This window comes from Alphaproteobacteria bacterium (assembly GCA_018063245.1).
GTDB lineage: Bacteria > Pseudomonadota > Alphaproteobacteria > JAGPBS01 > JAGPBS01 > JAGPBS01.
Genome location: JAGPBS010000025.1, coordinates 15,318 through 31,111, shown reverse-complemented (window position 1 = coordinate 31,111; position 15,794 = coordinate 15,318). Strand labels below are relative to the sequence as shown.

At 39.3% G+C, this 15,794-nt stretch carries 14 protein-coding genes and 1 tRNA gene; 10 read left to right on the top strand and 5 right to left on the bottom strand.

Annotated elements, in window-relative coordinates:
- Positions 1–212 precede the first annotated feature (212 nt).
- Positions 213–905 carry a hypothetical protein gene (locus tag KBF71_04960; protein ID MBP9877668.1) on the top strand — a complete coding sequence of 231 codons (693 nt, stop codon included), beginning with the start codon at positions 213–215 and terminating at the stop codon, positions 903–905.
- Here KBF71_04960 and KBF71_04955 read toward each other — a convergent pair.
- On the bottom strand, positions 902–1,570 hold the full coding sequence (locus tag KBF71_04955) for a CoA transferase subunit B (GenBank protein ID MBP9877667.1): 669 nt from the start codon (positions 1,568–1,570) through the stop codon (positions 902–904). The two genes, KBF71_04960 and KBF71_04955, sit on opposite strands and share 4 nt — an antisense overlap.
- 35 nt (positions 1,571–1,605) lie before the next feature.
- Positions 1,606–2,301 carry a CoA transferase subunit A gene (locus tag KBF71_04950; protein MBP9877666.1) on the bottom strand — a complete coding sequence of 232 codons (696 nt, stop codon included), beginning with the start codon at positions 2,299–2,301 and terminating at the stop codon, positions 1,606–1,608.
- Between the two features lie 189 nt (positions 2,302–2,490).
- On the opposite strand from KBF71_04950, the gene KBF71_04945 reads away from it, so the two are divergent.
- Positions 2,491–3,129 carry a MarC family protein gene (locus KBF71_04945; protein MBP9877665.1) on the top strand — a complete coding sequence of 213 codons (639 nt, stop codon included), beginning with the start codon at positions 2,491–2,493 and terminating at the stop codon, positions 3,127–3,129.
- 66 nt (positions 3,130–3,195) lie between these two features.
- Here KBF71_04945 and KBF71_04940 read toward each other — a convergent pair whose 3' ends face one another.
- The gene (locus tag KBF71_04940; GenBank protein ID MBP9877664.1) at positions 3,196–3,468 is read right to left on the bottom strand and encodes a hypothetical protein; all 273 of its coding nucleotides are present in this window, start codon (positions 3,466–3,468) and stop codon (positions 3,196–3,198) included.
- A 249-nt stretch (positions 3,469–3,717) separates the two neighbouring features.
- On the opposite strand from KBF71_04940, the gene groES reads away from it, so the two are divergent.
- The 4 genes from groES (at position 3,718) to KBF71_04920 (ending at position 7,361) form a co-directional block, all read left to right on the top strand.
- Positions 3,718–4,032 (top strand): co-chaperone GroES, encoded by a 315-nt coding sequence (gene groES / locus KBF71_04935; GenBank protein MBP9877663.1) that lies wholly within the window; start codon positions 3,718–3,720, stop codon positions 4,030–4,032.
- A gap of 29 nt (positions 4,033–4,061) precedes the next feature.
- A complete protein-coding gene (groL, locus tag KBF71_04930) occupies positions 4,062–5,708 on the top strand; it encodes a chaperonin GroEL (protein ID MBP9877662.1) in 1,647 nt (548 codons plus the stop codon).
- 283 nt (positions 5,709–5,991) lie between these two features.
- The gene (locus tag KBF71_04925) at positions 5,992–7,179 is read left to right on the top strand and encodes an aminoglycoside phosphotransferase family protein (protein MBP9877661.1); all 1,188 of its coding nucleotides are present in this window, start codon (positions 5,992–5,994) and stop codon (positions 7,177–7,179) included.
- 106 nt (positions 7,180–7,285) lie between these two features.
- Positions 7,286–7,361: transfer RNA gene (locus tag KBF71_04920), tRNA-Glu, on the top strand.
- A gap of 136 nt (positions 7,362–7,497) precedes the next feature.
- On the opposite strand, the gene KBF71_04915 is transcribed toward KBF71_04920, so the two are convergent.
- Positions 7,498–8,280 (bottom strand): hypothetical protein, encoded by a 783-nt coding sequence (locus tag KBF71_04915; protein ID MBP9877660.1) that lies wholly within the window; start codon positions 8,278–8,280, stop codon positions 7,498–7,500.
- Between the two features lie 225 nt (positions 8,281–8,505).
- Between KBF71_04915 and KBF71_04910 the strand changes: the two genes are divergently transcribed.
- From KBF71_04910 to KBF71_04895, 4 genes are all read left to right on the top strand, one after another.
- The gene (locus tag KBF71_04910; GenBank protein ID MBP9877659.1) at positions 8,506–13,350 is read left to right on the top strand and encodes an NAD-glutamate dehydrogenase; all 4,845 of its coding nucleotides are present in this window, start codon (positions 8,506–8,508) and stop codon (positions 13,348–13,350) included.
- Between the two features lie 3 nt (positions 13,351–13,353).
- A complete protein-coding gene (locus KBF71_04905) occupies positions 13,354–13,956 on the top strand; it encodes a hypothetical protein (protein MBP9877658.1) in 603 nt (200 codons plus the stop codon).
- A 137-nt stretch (positions 13,957–14,093) separates the two neighbouring features.
- Positions 14,094–14,408, top strand: a complete 315-nt coding sequence (locus KBF71_04900; GenBank protein ID MBP9877657.1) for a type II toxin-antitoxin system RelE/ParE family toxin — start codon at positions 14,094–14,096, stop codon at positions 14,406–14,408.
- A 2-nt stretch (positions 14,409–14,410) separates the two neighbouring features.
- Entirely contained in the window at positions 14,411–14,719 is a 309-nt protein-coding gene (locus tag KBF71_04895; protein ID MBP9877656.1) for a helix-turn-helix transcriptional regulator, read from the top strand.
- Between the two features lie 10 nt (positions 14,720–14,729).
- On the opposite strand, the gene KBF71_04890 is transcribed toward KBF71_04895, so the two are convergent.
- Complete coding sequence (locus KBF71_04890) at positions 14,730–15,776, bottom strand: leucine-rich repeat domain-containing protein (GenBank protein ID MBP9877655.1); 1,047 nt, start codon at positions 15,774–15,776, stop codon at positions 14,730–14,732.
- Positions 15,777–15,794 lie beyond the last annotated feature (18 nt).

Below are 15,794 nucleotides of genomic sequence, written 5' to 3'. Positions count from 1 at the left end.
TGAGAAGGCTGATGAGTGTGGTATCTAGTGTAAAAGATAGGTTCATGATAATACTATACTTTAATGTGCAACGATGTGCAACATTATTTTGTAAATGTTGCACAAAAGTGTCGTGCTATTTTAATAGTTTTTAATTATTTATTAATTATCTATTGAAAAAAGCTGAGTATTATGTATAATTATAATGTATTTTTATTTAAAAGGAGATGATTATGTCATATTTTGATGGTGTTAACGCATACCAATTGTCCGAGCCTCATATTAGCGGCCGACTCGTTATGAAGAGTGCTCTTTATTGTCGGGGTGATACACCTATTGAGAGTGATGACACCGCTGATTTGCTAAGATGTCATGGGAGTATTTGCATGATAGCAGATTATCTCGATTACAAGAGTCTTCTGACTTTTTATGAAACATCAAAAGTGATTCAACATTTTATAAATGAGGGTGGCAGGCGGCCTGTTGCAATTCTATTTGAACCTGCAATAAAGTATACTATCAAATATCCTGAATTGAATGCGCTCAGGCAAGCTGTTCAAAACATGAGAATTGATTATATTGATCTATGCCAGTCTCAAGATAGTCTTGTTCTTTTTCACCAATTAAACAAATACATTCCTGGCCATTTAAAACAAGTTCGTTTTGTGGATTTATCGAGGCCAGCAAAAGTTGAACAGCCAGTTGTCCATTGTAGATTTTCATATGATCATGAGATTGCTGAAACAAGAACTGAGGATCAGATTTTGGAGCAGCATAAAATCGGTAACACATCAGCCAAGGCATTACTTGCTCTTTTCCAAGGGCTCCCTTCCTTAAGGCGCCTTTCTCTTGATAATCAATTTTCATATTTTATGCTGAGAGATAGTTTCAAAAAAAGCTTAAAAAACATTGATGTTTCTCTTTAAGAGATAGATCTCCGCTTTTCGTTAGTGAGATAGGGTGAAACGGTGAATTTCGCTTTTGTGAGGCGCTGTATTTCATCAAGGGTGATGCCATCAGCAAGTTCTGTTAGAACAAATCCATTCGGGCTATTTTCAAAGACACCATGCGTTGTAATTAAAAGATCAACGACAGCTTTACCCGTCAGAGGGAGCGAGCATGTGGGTACAAATTTCGGATCTTCATTTTTTGAAATATAATCCATAATCACAACAACGCGTTTGACCCCAGCAACAAGATCCATCGCGCCGCCCATGCCTTTGACCATTTTGCCAGGGATCATCCAATTGGCAATATCTCCCTTTTCTGAAACTTCCATTGCGCCGAGAATCGATAAATCGATGTGACCGCCTCGGATCATCGCAAAAGAGGTAGCGGAATCGAAGTAGCTGGATTGAGGAAGTTCTGTAATTGTTTGTTTGCCAGCATTAATAAGGTCTGGATCGACCTCTGATTCAGTTGGAAAAGGGCCCATGCCGAGCATGCCATTTTCACTTTGCAGTGTGACTTTAATGTCATCAGGGATGTAGTTGGCAACCAGAGTTGGAATGCCAATGCCGAGATTGACATAAAATCCATCTTGAAGTTCTTGAACGGCTCTTTTTGCCATATCGTCGCGTGACCAAACCATGTTATTTCCTTTATTTTTTATTTTCAGTGTGTGATTTAAGCGCGTGTTGTGCGTTGCTCAATGCGTTTTTCGTAATTTTTCCCTTGTAGGAGCCTTTTAACGAAAATGCCAGGTGTGTGAATTGAATCAGCTCCGATGGAGCCAACTGGAACAATTTCTTCAACTTCTGCAATTGTGATGGCGCCTGCTGTTGCAATCATGGGATTGAAATTGCGAGCGGTTTTTCTGTAGACCAAGTTGCCTTCAGCATCACCTTGATAGGCTTTAACGAGGGAAATGTCAGCCTTAAGCGCTGTTTCCATAACGTAGGTTTGTCCATTGAAGTCACGTGTTTCTTTACCATCAGCGATGATTGTACCAACACCTGTTTTTGTATAAAATGCAGGGATGCCCGCACCACCTGCTCTAATACGTTCGGCGAGTGTCCCTTGTGGGTTAAATTCTAGAAGCAAATCGCCACTTAAATAGAGTTGTTCAAAAAGTTTATTTTCACCAACGTATGATGAAATCATTTTACGAATTTGTCTTGTTTCAAGGAGTTTGCCGAGGCCAACGCCATCAATGCCGGCATTATTGCTGATAACAGTGAGATTTTTTGCATCAGAGTCTTTCAGAGCGTCAATTAGGTTTTCAGGAATGCCGCAAAGGCCAAAGCCACCTACCATAATTGTCATGCCATCTTTAACAAGATTTTTGAGTGCGTCTGAGGCGGATGGATATATTTTTTTCATTCTTTTCCCGTTTGTTGATCAGTTGTTGCTCTTTTCTTTTACCCATATTTCTTTCAAAACACAACACTTGACATTCATATAGCATTGCGGTAAAAAACTTTGAATGGGGTAATGGTAGATTTGTATTTACATTATAAGTATCCAAAAAGGGCTCCATTTTAAGAAACATAACAACAAGGAGAATGTTACATGTTCGAACTTATTATTAGTACCGCGGCGGTGTTATTTGCAGCAATTAATCCAATTGGCGTTGCATCTTTATTTGCAATTTTGACAAGAGGAACAGACAGATCGCATAAAATCGCAATGGCTAATAGATCGATCACAGTTGTAGCAGTTGTTATGTTAGCATTTGCGTTTTTAGGAACAGCCATTTTAGAAAAAATGGGTATTAGTTTTGCAGCTTTCAAACTTGCGGGTGGTTTACTTCTGTTGATCACCGGTATCAATCTTGTGATGGATAAAGGATCTGATCCACATGATGATAAAGACTTGATGAAAAAGAAATCGACAGATATTGCTGTTTTCCCAATTGCGATTCCGATGACAGCGGGTCCCGCAGCGCTTACCTCTATCGTTCTTTATATGGAACAGGCTGAGGGTGTTTTTATGAATCAAGCTGCTGTTATTGGTACAATGTTGGCGCTTTTATTGCTCGTTTACGTGCTGATGCGTTCAGCCAATTGGGTTGAGAAAGTGATTGGTCAAAATGTGATCAATATTATCAGTCGTATCATGGGCGTTATCTTGAGCTCTTTGGCATTTGAATTTGTGCTGAAAGGCTTTCAAGATGTTGGAATTATTGCAGCGGATGTTGTTTTGGGGTAATTTTGCATAACACCACAAAAAAAGAGGGCTATATAGCCCTCTTTTTTATTTTGTGAGTCGTGAAACTTAATGAGCAGGTTTTTCTGCTGGCATTTTTTCGTTTCCTTTTGCCATACCGTTACCGGTCATGTCTTGCATCATTGTGGTCATATTCATATCGCCTGCTCTCCAAGCCATAAAGCCTGAATAAACAGAACATACAAATAGAAGCAAAGCAAATAGTGTGACTACATAGCCAACCATTTTCATGAAACCATCAGGCATTTTAACAACCATCATCATCGCGACACTGACTGCAATTAAGGTAAGAGCAAAAGTTGAGTGCATCATAAACATCATGTAATTCTCCTTTCATAAAGTTTACTCTTTATTTTGGCTCATGATTTGCTAAATTTTTGTTAAAATGATAATTTCGTTAGGGTTTTTGGGCTATTCAAAAGATGTAAAAAAATCGATATTGATATTTTTTTGAGGTCGAGCCCTTGACATTTTGGAAAGTGATCTTATTTCAACTTATACGAAGCCGAATTGATCGGCATGAGTTTAGTGAATAATATAGTATATAGAATAGAAACAAGGAGTATAACGATGACATTCCGTCCTTTACATGATCGTGTTCTCGTAAAAAGAACTGAAAGTGATGAGAAAACAGCTGGTGGGATTATCATTCCTGATGCTGCAAAAGAAAAACCAATGGAAGGTGAAGTGGTTGCAGTCGGTTCAGGTAGCCGTGATGAAACAGGTAAAGTTCACCCACTTGATGTAAAAGTCGGTGATCGTGTTCTGTTTGGCAAATGGTCAGGCACAGAGATTAAGTTAGATGGCACAGATTATCTGATTATGAAGGAATCAGACATTATGGGCATTCTTGATGGTAAAAAATCATCGGCTAAAGCAGCTTAACGTAAACTTTAAATTTAAAGAGGAATAAAATGGCTAAGAAACAACTCGTATTTGATACAGACGCACGTGATAAAATCTTAAAAGGCGTCGAAAAATTAGCAAGAGCAGTGAAAGTAACATTGGGTCCAAAAGGTCGTAATGTTGTTTTGAATAAATCATTTGGGGCTCCACGTATTACAAAAGACGGCGTGACTGTTGCAAAAGATATTGAGCTTCCGGATGAATTCGAAAATATGGGCGCACAAATGGTGCGTGAAGTTGCAAGCAAAACAAATGATATTGCTGGTGACGGAACAACAACAGCAACTGTTTTGGCTGAAGCAATTGTGCGCGAAGGCATTAAATCAGTTGCAGCGGGCATGAACCCGATGGATCTGAAGCGCGGTATTGACATGGCTGTTGAAGCTGTTGTCGCTGAGCTGAAGAAAAATGCAAAGAAAATTTCAACAAGCGCAGAAATTGCTCAAGTTGGAACAATCTCAGCAAATGGCGAAATTGAAATTGGTCAAATGCTTGCTCAAGCAATGGAAAAAGTTGGTAATGAAGGTGTTATTACTGTTGAAGAAGCAAAATCATTGGCAACAGAGCTTGAAGTTGTTGAAGGTATGCAGTTCGACCGTGGTTATCTCTCACCTTATTTCGTAACCAATGCAGAGAAAATGGTTTGCGAACTCGATAATCCATACATTCTTCTTCATGAGAAAAAGCTCAGCAACCTGCAATCAATGTTGCCTGTTCTTGAGGCTGTTGTTCAATCAGGTCGCCCACTCTTGATCATTGCTGAAGATGTTGAAGGTGAAGCTCTTGCAACGCTCGTTGTGAATAAATTGCGTGGCGGACTCAAAATTGCTGCAGTGAAAGCGCCTGGATTTGGTGATCGTCGTAAAGCGATGCTCGAAGATATGGCTATCTTGACACGTGGTGAATTGATCTCTGAAGATATTGGTTTGAAGCTTGAAAATGTGACAATCGATATGCTTGGCCGTGCGAAAAAAGTACGTATCAATAAAGATGAGACAGTGATCGTTGATGGTGCAGGTGAAAAATCTGACATTGAAGCACGTTGCAGCCAAATTCGTCAACAAATCGAAGAAACAACATCAGACTATGATCGTGAGAAATTGCAAGAACGTCTTGCAAAACTCGCAGGTGGTGTTGCTGTTATTCGTGTTGGTGGTGCAACTGAGATTGAAGTAAAAGAGCGCAAAGATCGTGTTGACGATGCAATGCATGCAACCAGAGCAGCTGTACAAGAAGGTATTGTTGCTGGTGGTGGTGCCGCGCTTCTCTTTGCCTCTCGTGTTCTTGATTCAATCAAATATGAGAATGATGAACAGCGCGTTGGTATTGAAATCATCCGTCGTGCTCTTCAAGCGCCAATTCGCCAGATTGCACAAAATGCAGGCGTTGATGGATCAATCATCGTTGGTAAATTGACAGATCAAAGCAGTTCAGCTTATGGTTATGATGCACAAGCTCACCAATATGGTGATCTGTTCAAAGCTGGTATTATCGATCCTGTTAAAGTTGTGCGTACAGCGCTTCAAGATGCAGCGTCAGTTGCAGGTCTCTTGATCACAACAGAAGCGATGATTGCTGATGTTCCAGAAAAAGCATCTGCTCCAGCAGGAATGCCTGGTGGTGGTATGCCAGACATGGGCGGCATGGGCTTCTAATTCTTAAGGAGTCGACTGATTGCATTAACTTTAGTCGTCACTCAGAGGGCTGCGAGGCCCGTGGAGTCTCTGGAATCTTACAACAGAAATTGTATTAAGTTGTTAATTTAACGAGATTCCACGCCGCCCTTGAGGGGCGGCTCTGAATGACGGGTTCTTAGTTATTACTTAAGCTTTATTCTGTAGTCTTCTGTAAAAGTCATTTTGAGCTACGACGAGACAAAAAAGCCAGAGGGAAACTTCTGGCTTTTTTGCTTTCTCGAAGTTTTAACAGAAATGCGCTATGATAAATCTCTTTATGGGAGAAATCAAGATGACCTATCGCTTTTTATCTGTTCTTGTCATTTATGTGGCTTTATTGATTTCATGGCCTGTGCAGGCTTTGGAGGTAAAATCTGATCTGACTGGCGATATTGCAATCGAGATTCAAGAAGCTCTGATGGATAAGGGATTGTTGAAATCTGATGATAAAGATACTCATCTTGTTATTGAGAAGGTCAACAAAGGAATATCAGGTGCGGATAAGTATCAAATCAAAGTCATATCAGGATCTAATACACAGCTTTATTTTTTGAGGTTTTTTGATAAGGCGGCAGATAATCTTTCTCATGATCTTGAGATTGCGCTGACAACTTTTGCTTATGAAAATTACTTTGGGCCAGAGGTGTATTATGTAGACCCTCATCATACCTATATGATTATTGGCTTTTTGCAAGGGCACCCAATGACGATGCAAGAGGCAAATGATCCGCAGTATTTTGAAAAAGTTGCTCAGATTCTGGGGCTGGTTCATCATTTCCCCCATGAAAAGATCTTTTACGCGCCTTTATTTAAAAAAGTCACGAACTTTATGAATGAGTTTATTAAGCGCGATACGCCTATGTTAGATCTTTTTCAAAATCACTATGAGATTGTCAAAGAAATAGAAGGTGTTTTAGATCTTTATATTCCAATTGCGGTGGTTCATAACGATTTTCATAATGATAATATTATTGTCGATCCGGCATCAAAAGCTGTGCCAATATCAGTCATTGATTGGGAGAGTGCGGGACTCGGAAACCCCTATTATGATCTTGCCTATTTCACTGTGCGCAATGATATGGATGACTCGAACAAAGTCCGTTTCTTGAAGGCCTATTTGGGTAGAGACCCAACTGAGCAAGAGGAGGCCTATCTTTATTTGACAGAGCAATTCTATCTTTACTATAGGGCCATGAAATATTTTGCAGAAATCTACCAACAAAAAGGAGTTGTTCTGACTGAGGCTGATCATAGAGCTTTGCGTGATTTTTATAAAAGTGATTGGACTTTAAAAGAGGTTCTGCATCATGAGAAGGATGCGAAATTAGCAGAAGCTATGCCAAAATCTGTGCCAATTCATGTAAAGTCAGCTCTTGTCTATTTAAAAACATTTGAGCAGAATGTCCAGAGCCCTGAGTTTCAGAAAAGAATGGCTCTTTTCAAAAAATGAGCAAAAAATATCTTTTTTTGCGAAAAAGGGTTGATTTTTGTTTTTATTCCCTGTAAAAGTATTCTTGTTGTTCATGAATGAGAATGCTCATTCGATGATCCGATAAGTCTCCTTCGTCTAGAGGCCTAGGACACCGCCCTTTCACGGCGGCGACACGGGTTCGAATCCCGTAGGAGACGCCATCTTTTAAGATGGCTTGTAATAGATTCCCTATAAATTGCGATAAGCTTAAAGCTGCTAGAGAGCAGTGTTATATTTTACAAGCAAAAAACCGCCCATGAGAGAGCGGCTTTTTTCTATGAATCTATTTAGTCCACTTTAGAATGGAAGAAATATACTGTTGGTCGATGCTGGGCGTAAGTAGAGTGGCGTTACAGATACGCTCAGACTTGCTCGAGTCATCATTGATAGTTGACCATCTCTTACCATGAGGCTTCTTTCATAGGAGGTCTCAATAGAGAATAGTAAAAAGTCTGGTTCTTCATGGTGTGAAAATACGATGTCATCATCAAATGAAGGTGATGCCACCCGTGGTAATTCGATGATGTCATCTTCAACTTCTGGGTCTGGTCCATTGTAAAGAACGATATCTTGTTCTGCAGGTTCGATAGGTGCAGCCGGCTGCTTTTTCATGAGTTGTGCGCCAACAACATTTCTCAGATCAGAGACACGGCCTTTTGGAAGATCACTTATTTCAGCTTTAGGAACTAAAGCGGCTGGTTCTTCTTTTGTGAAACTAGGCATAACCAATTTACCAATTTGCTTTGGTTCTTTAGGTGGCACAACTCTTGGTGATGTCACAACAGGCGCTTCAGGTGCTTTTACAACTTCGGCTTTTTGTGGTGTTTTAGGAACAAGAACTTGTTTTTTGGGAAGGTTTGGCAATGTTCTTTTGGTTGCTTCAGCTTCTGGTGCAATGGCTACTTCTTTAGGAGCGATAGCGACTTTCTTTTTGAGTAAAGGCATTTGACCTTTAAGATCAAGGCTTGGCATAACTTTAACGCCGCCTTTTGGCATGCTTGGATTTACAGATTGCCCAAGATTGCTATTTGGTAAGCTTGCCCCAGGTTGTGTGGTAGATATTTTAGGGATAAATGACATAAATGCCTCCTTATTAAAATTAAATATAACAATTATCTTCTGATATATAATTCAATGAAAAATATAATCAAAAATAAATTACAATAAAATTTGATTATTGTCAATAGGTCAATTTAGCTTTGTCGTCGATAAAAGATATTTTTTCTTTAACATTTTTCTGCTATTTGTAATGGTATGATTTTTCAAATTATCTCAGTCGATTTTAATCTAGGAAGGACTTCAAGAATGCCAACGCGTTTTATGCATCTTAAAAAAGAAACAACAGACCAATTGCTTGCTAAGGTACACTCATTACGTGCAGCTCAAGAGCTAGGTGTCTTTGAAGAGTTCACAAAAAGATTTTATGCGAATGTGCCGCCAGAGGATTATTCAAAAGCGTCGTTAGATCAGCTCTATTCAAATGTGAATGCGATGTGGGTTATGAGCTCAAAAAGAAAAAAGGGCGAGCCTTTGATGGAAATCTTTAACCCGACAATTGATGATCATGGTTGGGAGTCAGAGCATACTATTATTCAGATCGTAAATGATGATATGCCGTTTTTGGTTGACTCAGTTACGGCAGCCTTGAATAAGTTTGGGCTGACTGTTCACTTGGTTATTCACCCGGTGATGCATTTAATCAAAAATCAGAAGAATGAGATTACACAAATTTTGAAATCTGCTGATGCGGATAAAAATGCGATTTCTGAATCTTACATGATTTTTGAAGTTGATGAAGTTGTCGATCCGAAGATTCTTGGGAAGTTGAGAGACGTGATTTTAGCTGTTCTGAAGGATGTGCGGCTTAGTGTCGAAGATTGGAGCGCAACACGTGAGAAACTCGCAGAGGTCATTGCTGTTTCTGAAAAACAAAAGCTAAAATTGATGACGGCGGCTCAATTTGATGAGACCAAAGCCTTTATCAAATGGCTTGATGACAATAATTTCACCTTTCTTGGGTATCGGAAATATGATCTGACAACAAAAGATCACCAAACTTCAATTCAGATTTGTCCTGGCGAAGGGCTTGGTGTCTTAAGAAATGATGATATTGTTCTGTTCAATGGTCTCCGGAATTTAAAAGTTTTGCCTGCCGATATTCAGGCTTTTATTGATGAGCCTTCTTACATCATGCTCACAAAAACAAATGCTGTCTCGAAAGTGCATCGACCAGTTAAAATGGATGCTCTCTTTATCAAAAGCTTTGATAAAGATGGCAAGGTTGTTGCAGAGCATCTGTTTGTTGGACTCTTTACATCGACTGCTTACAATAAATCAATCAAGGAAATTCCATATTTTAGGCAGAAGCTCCGCAGTGTGATGGAATTAAGTGAATTTCCGCCACATAGTCATAGTGGTAAGGCCTTGGTCCATATTCTTGAGACTTATCCGCGTGATGAATTTTTCCAGATCACTGTTGATGAATTGTATAATATTTCTATGGGGATCTTGCATCTTCAAGAAAGACAAAAGATTGCCATTTTCTGCCGGAAGGATCCGTTCGAGCGCTTTATGAGCATCTTGGTTTATGTTCCAAAAGACAAGTACGATACAAATATCCGTATCAAAACCCAGAAGATTCTAGCTGATTATTTCAATGGTGAAATTGCCTCATATGCTGTGACCATGAGTGAAGGTATTCATGCACAGCTTCATGTTGTGATTAATACAATTCCCGGCAAAATCCCTGTTTATGATGTGGCTGAAATAGAGCAATCATTGATTTTAGGTATTAAAACATGGGCAGATGATTTTTTAAATGCAATCTTGCAAAGCTACGGTGAGCGTCAAGGTAAACATTATCGGATGTTGTTTGCAGAGGCCTTTTCTCAAGCCTATCAGGAATTCTACAGCCCGAAAACGGCCGTTCTTGATATTAAACGTATTGAGAATGTGATTGAAACAAAAGATCTTGCGATAAATCTTTATCGTCCTTTTGAAGCGCCTGACAATGAAGTTCACTTTAAAATTTATCATTATAAAACGCCTTTAACTTTGTCAGATGTTTTGCCAAAGCTTGAAAATATGGGCTTGAAAGTGATTACAGAGCGTCTTTTTGAAGTGAAGTGTAAATCATCTGATGATTCTGTCTGGATTCATGATTTTAAATCCATGACAACAGAAGCTGAAGATGTTGATATGCTTGAGATTCGTGATCTATTTCAAGAAAGCTTTGCTTTGATTTGGTCTGGAAAGAATGAAGATGATGCGCTTAACAAATTGACACTCACTGCCGGACTTGACTGGACACAAATTAAAATCTTTAGAACCTATGCAAAATATCTCAAGCAGGCTGGTATGGTCTATACTCTTGATTTGATTGCAACCACTTTGTCAAAACATAGCAAAATCACAAAAGCATTGATGGAGCTCTTTTTTGTGAAGTTTGATCCTGCTTTTGAGTGGGAGAGAGTTGATCGGATCAATGAGCTAAATGCGCTGATTACGAAAGAGCTTGATGCTGTTGAGAGTATTGATGAAGATAGAATCATCAAGGCTTACGCCAATCTGATTGATTCAACTTTGCGGACCAACTTCTTCCAAAAAGAAGAAAATGGAGGCCATAAATCTTATTTATCAATCAAGATCAATAGTCAGAATGTCCATGATTTACCATTGCCGCGTCCGATGGTTGAGATTTTTGTTTGCTCTCCTGATGTTGAGGCGATTCATCTGCGCGGTGGTAAAGTTGCGCGTGGTGGTATCCGTTGGTCTGATCGTCCTTTAGACTTCAGAACAGAAGTTTTGGGCCTCATGAAAGCACAAATGGTTAAAAACACTGTGATTGTGCCGATGGGTTCAAAAGGTGGCTTTGTGGTAAAGCATCAATTGCCAGCTTCTGCTGGACGAGATGCGATTCAAGCGCAGGTCATTGAGTGCTATAAAACCTTGATGCGCGGTCTTTTGGATTTAACAGACAATGTGATTGATGGTAAAATTATTCCGCCAAGAGATGTTGTTCGATTTGATGAGGATGATCCTTATTTGGTTGTGGCAGCCGACAAGGGGACCGCAACTTTCTCAGATATTGCGAACGGCGTTTCAATTGAATATGGTTTCTGGCTTGGTGATGCCTTTGCATCAGGTGGATCAGCTGGTTATGATCACAAGAAGATGGGGATTACCGCAAAGGGTGCTTGGGAATCAGTAAAACGTCACTTCCGTGAAGTCGGTAAAGACATACAGAAAGAAAAGTTCACTTGTATTGGTGTGGGTGATATGTCTGGAGACGTTTTCGGGAATGGACTCTTACTCTCCCAGAAAACATTACTTTTAGCCGCTTTTAACCATATGCATATCTTCTGTGATCCGAATCCTGATCCAGCAGTGAGCTTTGCAGAAAGACAGAGACTCTTTAATCTGCCGCGTTCAACTTGGGCTGATTATGATGCAAAATGTCTTTCAAAAGGAGCGCAGATCTATTCTCGTTCATCGAAATCTTTGACATTAACACCAGAGATCAAGAAAAGATTTGGTATCGATAGAGATCAAGTGACTCCAAATGAGCTGATCAAAACAATTTTGACTCATGACGTTGAATTGCTTTTCTTTGGTGGTATCGGGACCTTTATTAAAGGCATCAACGAACAAGATGTTGGTGATAAAGCCAATGATGCGATCCGAATCAATGGACGTGATATCAGAGCTCAGGTGATTGGTGAGGGTGCAAACTTAGGTGTGACTCAGTTTGGTCGTATTGAATATGCCTTGCGTGGCGGTAGACTCAACACGGATGCGATTGATAACTCAGCTGGTGTTGATACATCCGATCATGAAGTCAATATTAAGATCCTGCTCGGTAATATTGTTCGTAAAGGTGATTTAACAGTCAAACAACGTGATGTTTTGTTAACTGAAATGACAGATGACGTTGCCAAATTGGTTTTGAATGATAACTATCTTCAAACTTTGGCTTTGAGTCTTGCTGAGGCTCAAAAGGTTCAAGACTATGAGAATTATATCAAGCTGATGCTGAATTTTGAAAAAGCAGGCTTTTTGAATCGCGAAGTTGAAATGCTTCCAAGCAATGATGAAATTGTGAAACGGAGACTTGAAGAAGCAAGTCTCACAAGACCAGAGCTCGCGATTCTTCTTGCCTATTCAAAAATCAATCTCTATCAAGAGCTTCTTGCCTCGGACTTGCCTGATGATCCTTATCTGACGAAGTTTTTGGTCACATATTTCCCAACAGCTTTGCAGAAGACATTTAGTGCTGAGATGATGGATCACCAATTGAAGCGTGAAATTATTTCAACTGTTTTGACCAATGATTTCTTGAATCGTTGTAACTTGACTTTCATCATGCGTGCTAAAGATATCACAGGCATGCCGATGGCTGAAATTGCGAGATCCTATTTACTCACAAAAGAAGCTTTCCAGCTAGAGCCTGTTTATCAAGCAATTTATGCTCTTGATAATAAGATTGATGCAGCAACGCAAACGGAAATGCTGATCATGGTGACAAAGTTTTTACAGCGCAATATTGTATGGCTCTTGATGAATGTTCAGCATCCAATCAAGCTTTCAGAAAGAGTTGAGGCTGTGTCAAAAGGTGCTCTGACACTTTTCACTGAGTTTGAAGATGTGATTGGACATGAGACAAAAGAGTACTTCTTGCATACAGTTCACGATCTGACAAGTAAGCATGTTCCAAAGGACTTGGCACAGAAGGTTGCAGCCTTGAATCAACTGAAGAGCGTTTATGATGTTCTCTCTGTGAGTGAGCAAACAAAGGCTGATGTGAAAACAGCGGCAAAACTTTACTTTGAGATTGGCCATCAATTTGGTATTACCACATTGAAACTGATGCTTGAGAAAATGCCCGTCAAATCACATTGGGATCATCAGGCTAATGAGGCAACGCTTGATGATATTTTAGGACGTCAAAAGTTGCTGACCTTGAAGATTCTGGAAAAAGATCCAAAGATCAAAAATATTGATCAGTCGATTCAATCTTGGATTGCACAAAAAGAAGGTAACTATAACCGCTTGTCTCAAACATTGATTGAGCTCAAAGGTCTTAGTGATATTAATCTATCTGTTATCACGGTTGCCAATCAACAATTACGGAGCCTTGTCGTTCAGGAGTAAGACGTGTCTCTCGTCAATACTTTTTGTAAGTCTTTAATTCAAGTCCAATTTTATAGAGCTCATCCATTCTTGCCTGAATGGATGAAGCCTCTGGCTGATTCTTATCAATTAGTTGAGAAAGAATTGTATCCTAGAGCATCAGGGCCAGATTCATCTGATTTTATTGATGTTTTCCAAGCAAATATTGATGAAAGAGCTGTCATTCAATCTATGATCGAGATTGATCAAGAAGGTGAATTTGTCGTGGGTAATATGTTTGGGGCTGTTGGGCTGAGATCAGTTCATTTTATGAAATTAGTCGGTCACCTTTATGTTGATGTATATAATATCAGGTTGTCACGTGTGAGATTTCAGGATGCAGAAACGCTTTATACAAGCTTACAACTTTGTGGCAGAAATGTTTTGCAGCATCGATCTTATGAAATCTCTTTTCCGGAAGATGTTCAGAATAATGCGTTGTATCAAAGGCTTGTAAAACTACAGAGCGTTTTCTTCTTTTTGATGGCTCAGAAAAGAGGAGAGATGAGGTATGGAAATTCTGTTTGTAGGCTTATTGATCTTCCAGAGAATGTCGTCTGCAAAATTTTGGAATATGTGATGGAGTGAGCTGAGGCTGCCCGCAAAAAAACAGTTTTCTTTTGAAAAATTTACTGGTACCCATGAGTAGATATTGAGGTGCTTGTTTTATTAATTGACAAGTCACTTAAAAAGTAGTACTATATAAAGAAGTGAAAAAATAAACGATGTGGGTTGTAGAATATTATAAAGAATCAGGTATTGAGTCTTGGCTAGATAACTTGACAATTGAGCAATTGAAGGCAGTTGCAAAAGAAGTCAAGTTTCTTGAACTTTCTGGGAATAGATTAAGATTGCCTCATAGCAAGTCTCTAAAGAAAGGTTTGTTTGAATTAAGGGAGAGGCGATTTGGGTATAGGATTTATTATACTTTTCGGGGAGATAAAATTATTTTATTGATCTGCGCTGGAGATAAATCAACTCAAGAGAAGGATATTAAAAAAGCTCAAAGAATATTGGATCATTTAAGAGAAAAGGGTTAGAGATGACAACAAATAAGTTTGATAAATATCTTCAGCAAAGATTGAAGAAGGAAGATATTCAAGAGATTGAAGCCTTTGCGCAGCATGAGTATCGAACATTGAAATCTTTGCAAGAAGGTGTTTCAGCTGAGCTGACAACATATATGGCAGAAAAGAAGATTGGATTTAATGAGTTGGTTAGGCGTTTGAACATGAGTCCATCACAGGTTTCTAAAATACAAAAAGGAGAGGCCAACCTAACGCTTTCTACGATTTCACATATCTTTACGATTCTAGATAGGCGGCCTACTCTTGTCTTTAAATCAAAATAATCTTTTCTTCTCATTGTTTAATGATGCAGCCATCACCCTCTAAAACCTTTTTAATATCATCACTCAAATCATGCTCTGTTTGACGAAGATCAATCATTCTTATGCTTGTGCCAAGTAAAAATCCTGGGGGTATAGATAGGAACAAAGCATTATGATCAAGATATAATTTTTTGAGTGCACGAAGTTGTCTAATTTCATCGGGAATTTTTTTTAAAGTATTATAGGAAAGGCTTAGTATTCTCAGTGCGTTCAATTTGAAAATTTGATGAGGAACTTTCTTGAGTTTGCTATTTTGGAGGTAAAGTGTACCCAAGTCCCTTAGATTCGCAAAGTCAACAGGTAAAGCATCAAGGCGTGTGTTTATGCATATAAGCTGTTCTAAATACGTGAGTTGAACAATTTCCGCAGGTAAACAAGCTAGAGGATTTCTGGTTAAATCGAGTGTTGTTGTATTTTTGAGTCTTTCTATTTCAGGAGGTAAAAGCACAAGCCCTTGAGCTTCGAGATTAATATTAGTAATTTTTTCCGGATCACCCAGAAGAAACGATGTTCGAGCGTCTTTATAAGGTCCATATGCTTCAGCTAAGGACATTTCTGCCTGTTCAGCAGAGAGTTTGAATTCAAAGCAATGGATCAAAAAGGCGAATTTATCCCTTTTTGCCTCATAATGGGGGTAGGAAAGATTTTCGAGAATTGTTTTGTGATTCTCTTTTGTCTTAGATGCAATCGCTTCACAAAGCTCAGTGACAATATCTTGAGGAGGGGAATATGATCGATAGGCTGCAACAACTTTTTCTTCAAACTCTGAGAGTTCTTTAGGGGCTTTGTTGTAAGGAGATCGGTGCATAAGATCTTTATAGTAGCAAAGTGTGTCAAAGAATTGACCTGGGAGACTGAGAGCTACACGTGCATATTCAGTGAGCGTCTTACATGTCGATTTGCTCGTTTCAGAAACGCGTGCCTGCTCTGTGGGCTCGATGCGGACACGTTTTGAATGAGGCTCTGGTGATCTCTCACGAGAAACTGTATTTGGATTCTGGTTTTGAACATGTGACATGGTGACTCTCCTGATAAA

Coding starts and splice junctions, on each gene's coding strand:
- KBF71_04960 (MBP9877668.1), top strand. CDS start 213: ATGTCATATTTTGATGGTGTTAACGCATACCAATTGTCCGAGCCTCAT.
- KBF71_04955 (MBP9877667.1), bottom strand. CDS start 1,570: ATGGTTTGGTCACGCGACGATATGGCAAAAAGAGCCGTTCAAGAACTT.
- KBF71_04950 (MBP9877666.1), bottom strand. CDS start 2,301: ATGAAAAAAATATATCCATCCGCCTCAGACGCACTCAAAAATCTTGTT.
- KBF71_04945 (MBP9877665.1), top strand. CDS start 2,491: ATGTTCGAACTTATTATTAGTACCGCGGCGGTGTTATTTGCAGCAATT.
- KBF71_04940 (MBP9877664.1), bottom strand. CDS start 3,468: ATGATGTTTATGATGCACTCAACTTTTGCTCTTACCTTAATTGCAGTC.
- groES (MBP9877663.1), top strand. CDS start 3,718: ATGACATTCCGTCCTTTACATGATCGTGTTCTCGTAAAAAGAACTGAA.
- groL (MBP9877662.1), top strand. CDS start 4,062: ATGGCTAAGAAACAACTCGTATTTGATACAGACGCACGTGATAAAATC.
- KBF71_04925 (MBP9877661.1), top strand. CDS start 5,992: ATGATAAATCTCTTTATGGGAGAAATCAAGATGACCTATCGCTTTTTA.
- KBF71_04915 (MBP9877660.1), bottom strand. CDS start 8,280: ATGTCATTTATCCCTAAAATATCTACCACACAACCTGGGGCAAGCTTA.
- KBF71_04910 (MBP9877659.1), top strand. CDS start 8,506: ATGCCAACGCGTTTTATGCATCTTAAAAAAGAAACAACAGACCAATTG.
- KBF71_04900 (MBP9877657.1), top strand. CDS start 14,094: ATGTGGGTTGTAGAATATTATAAAGAATCAGGTATTGAGTCTTGGCTA.
- KBF71_04895 (MBP9877656.1), top strand. CDS start 14,411: ATGACAACAAATAAGTTTGATAAATATCTTCAGCAAAGATTGAAGAAG.
- KBF71_04890 (MBP9877655.1), bottom strand. CDS start 15,776: ATGTCACATGTTCAAAACCAGAATCCAAATACAGTTTCTCGTGAGAGA.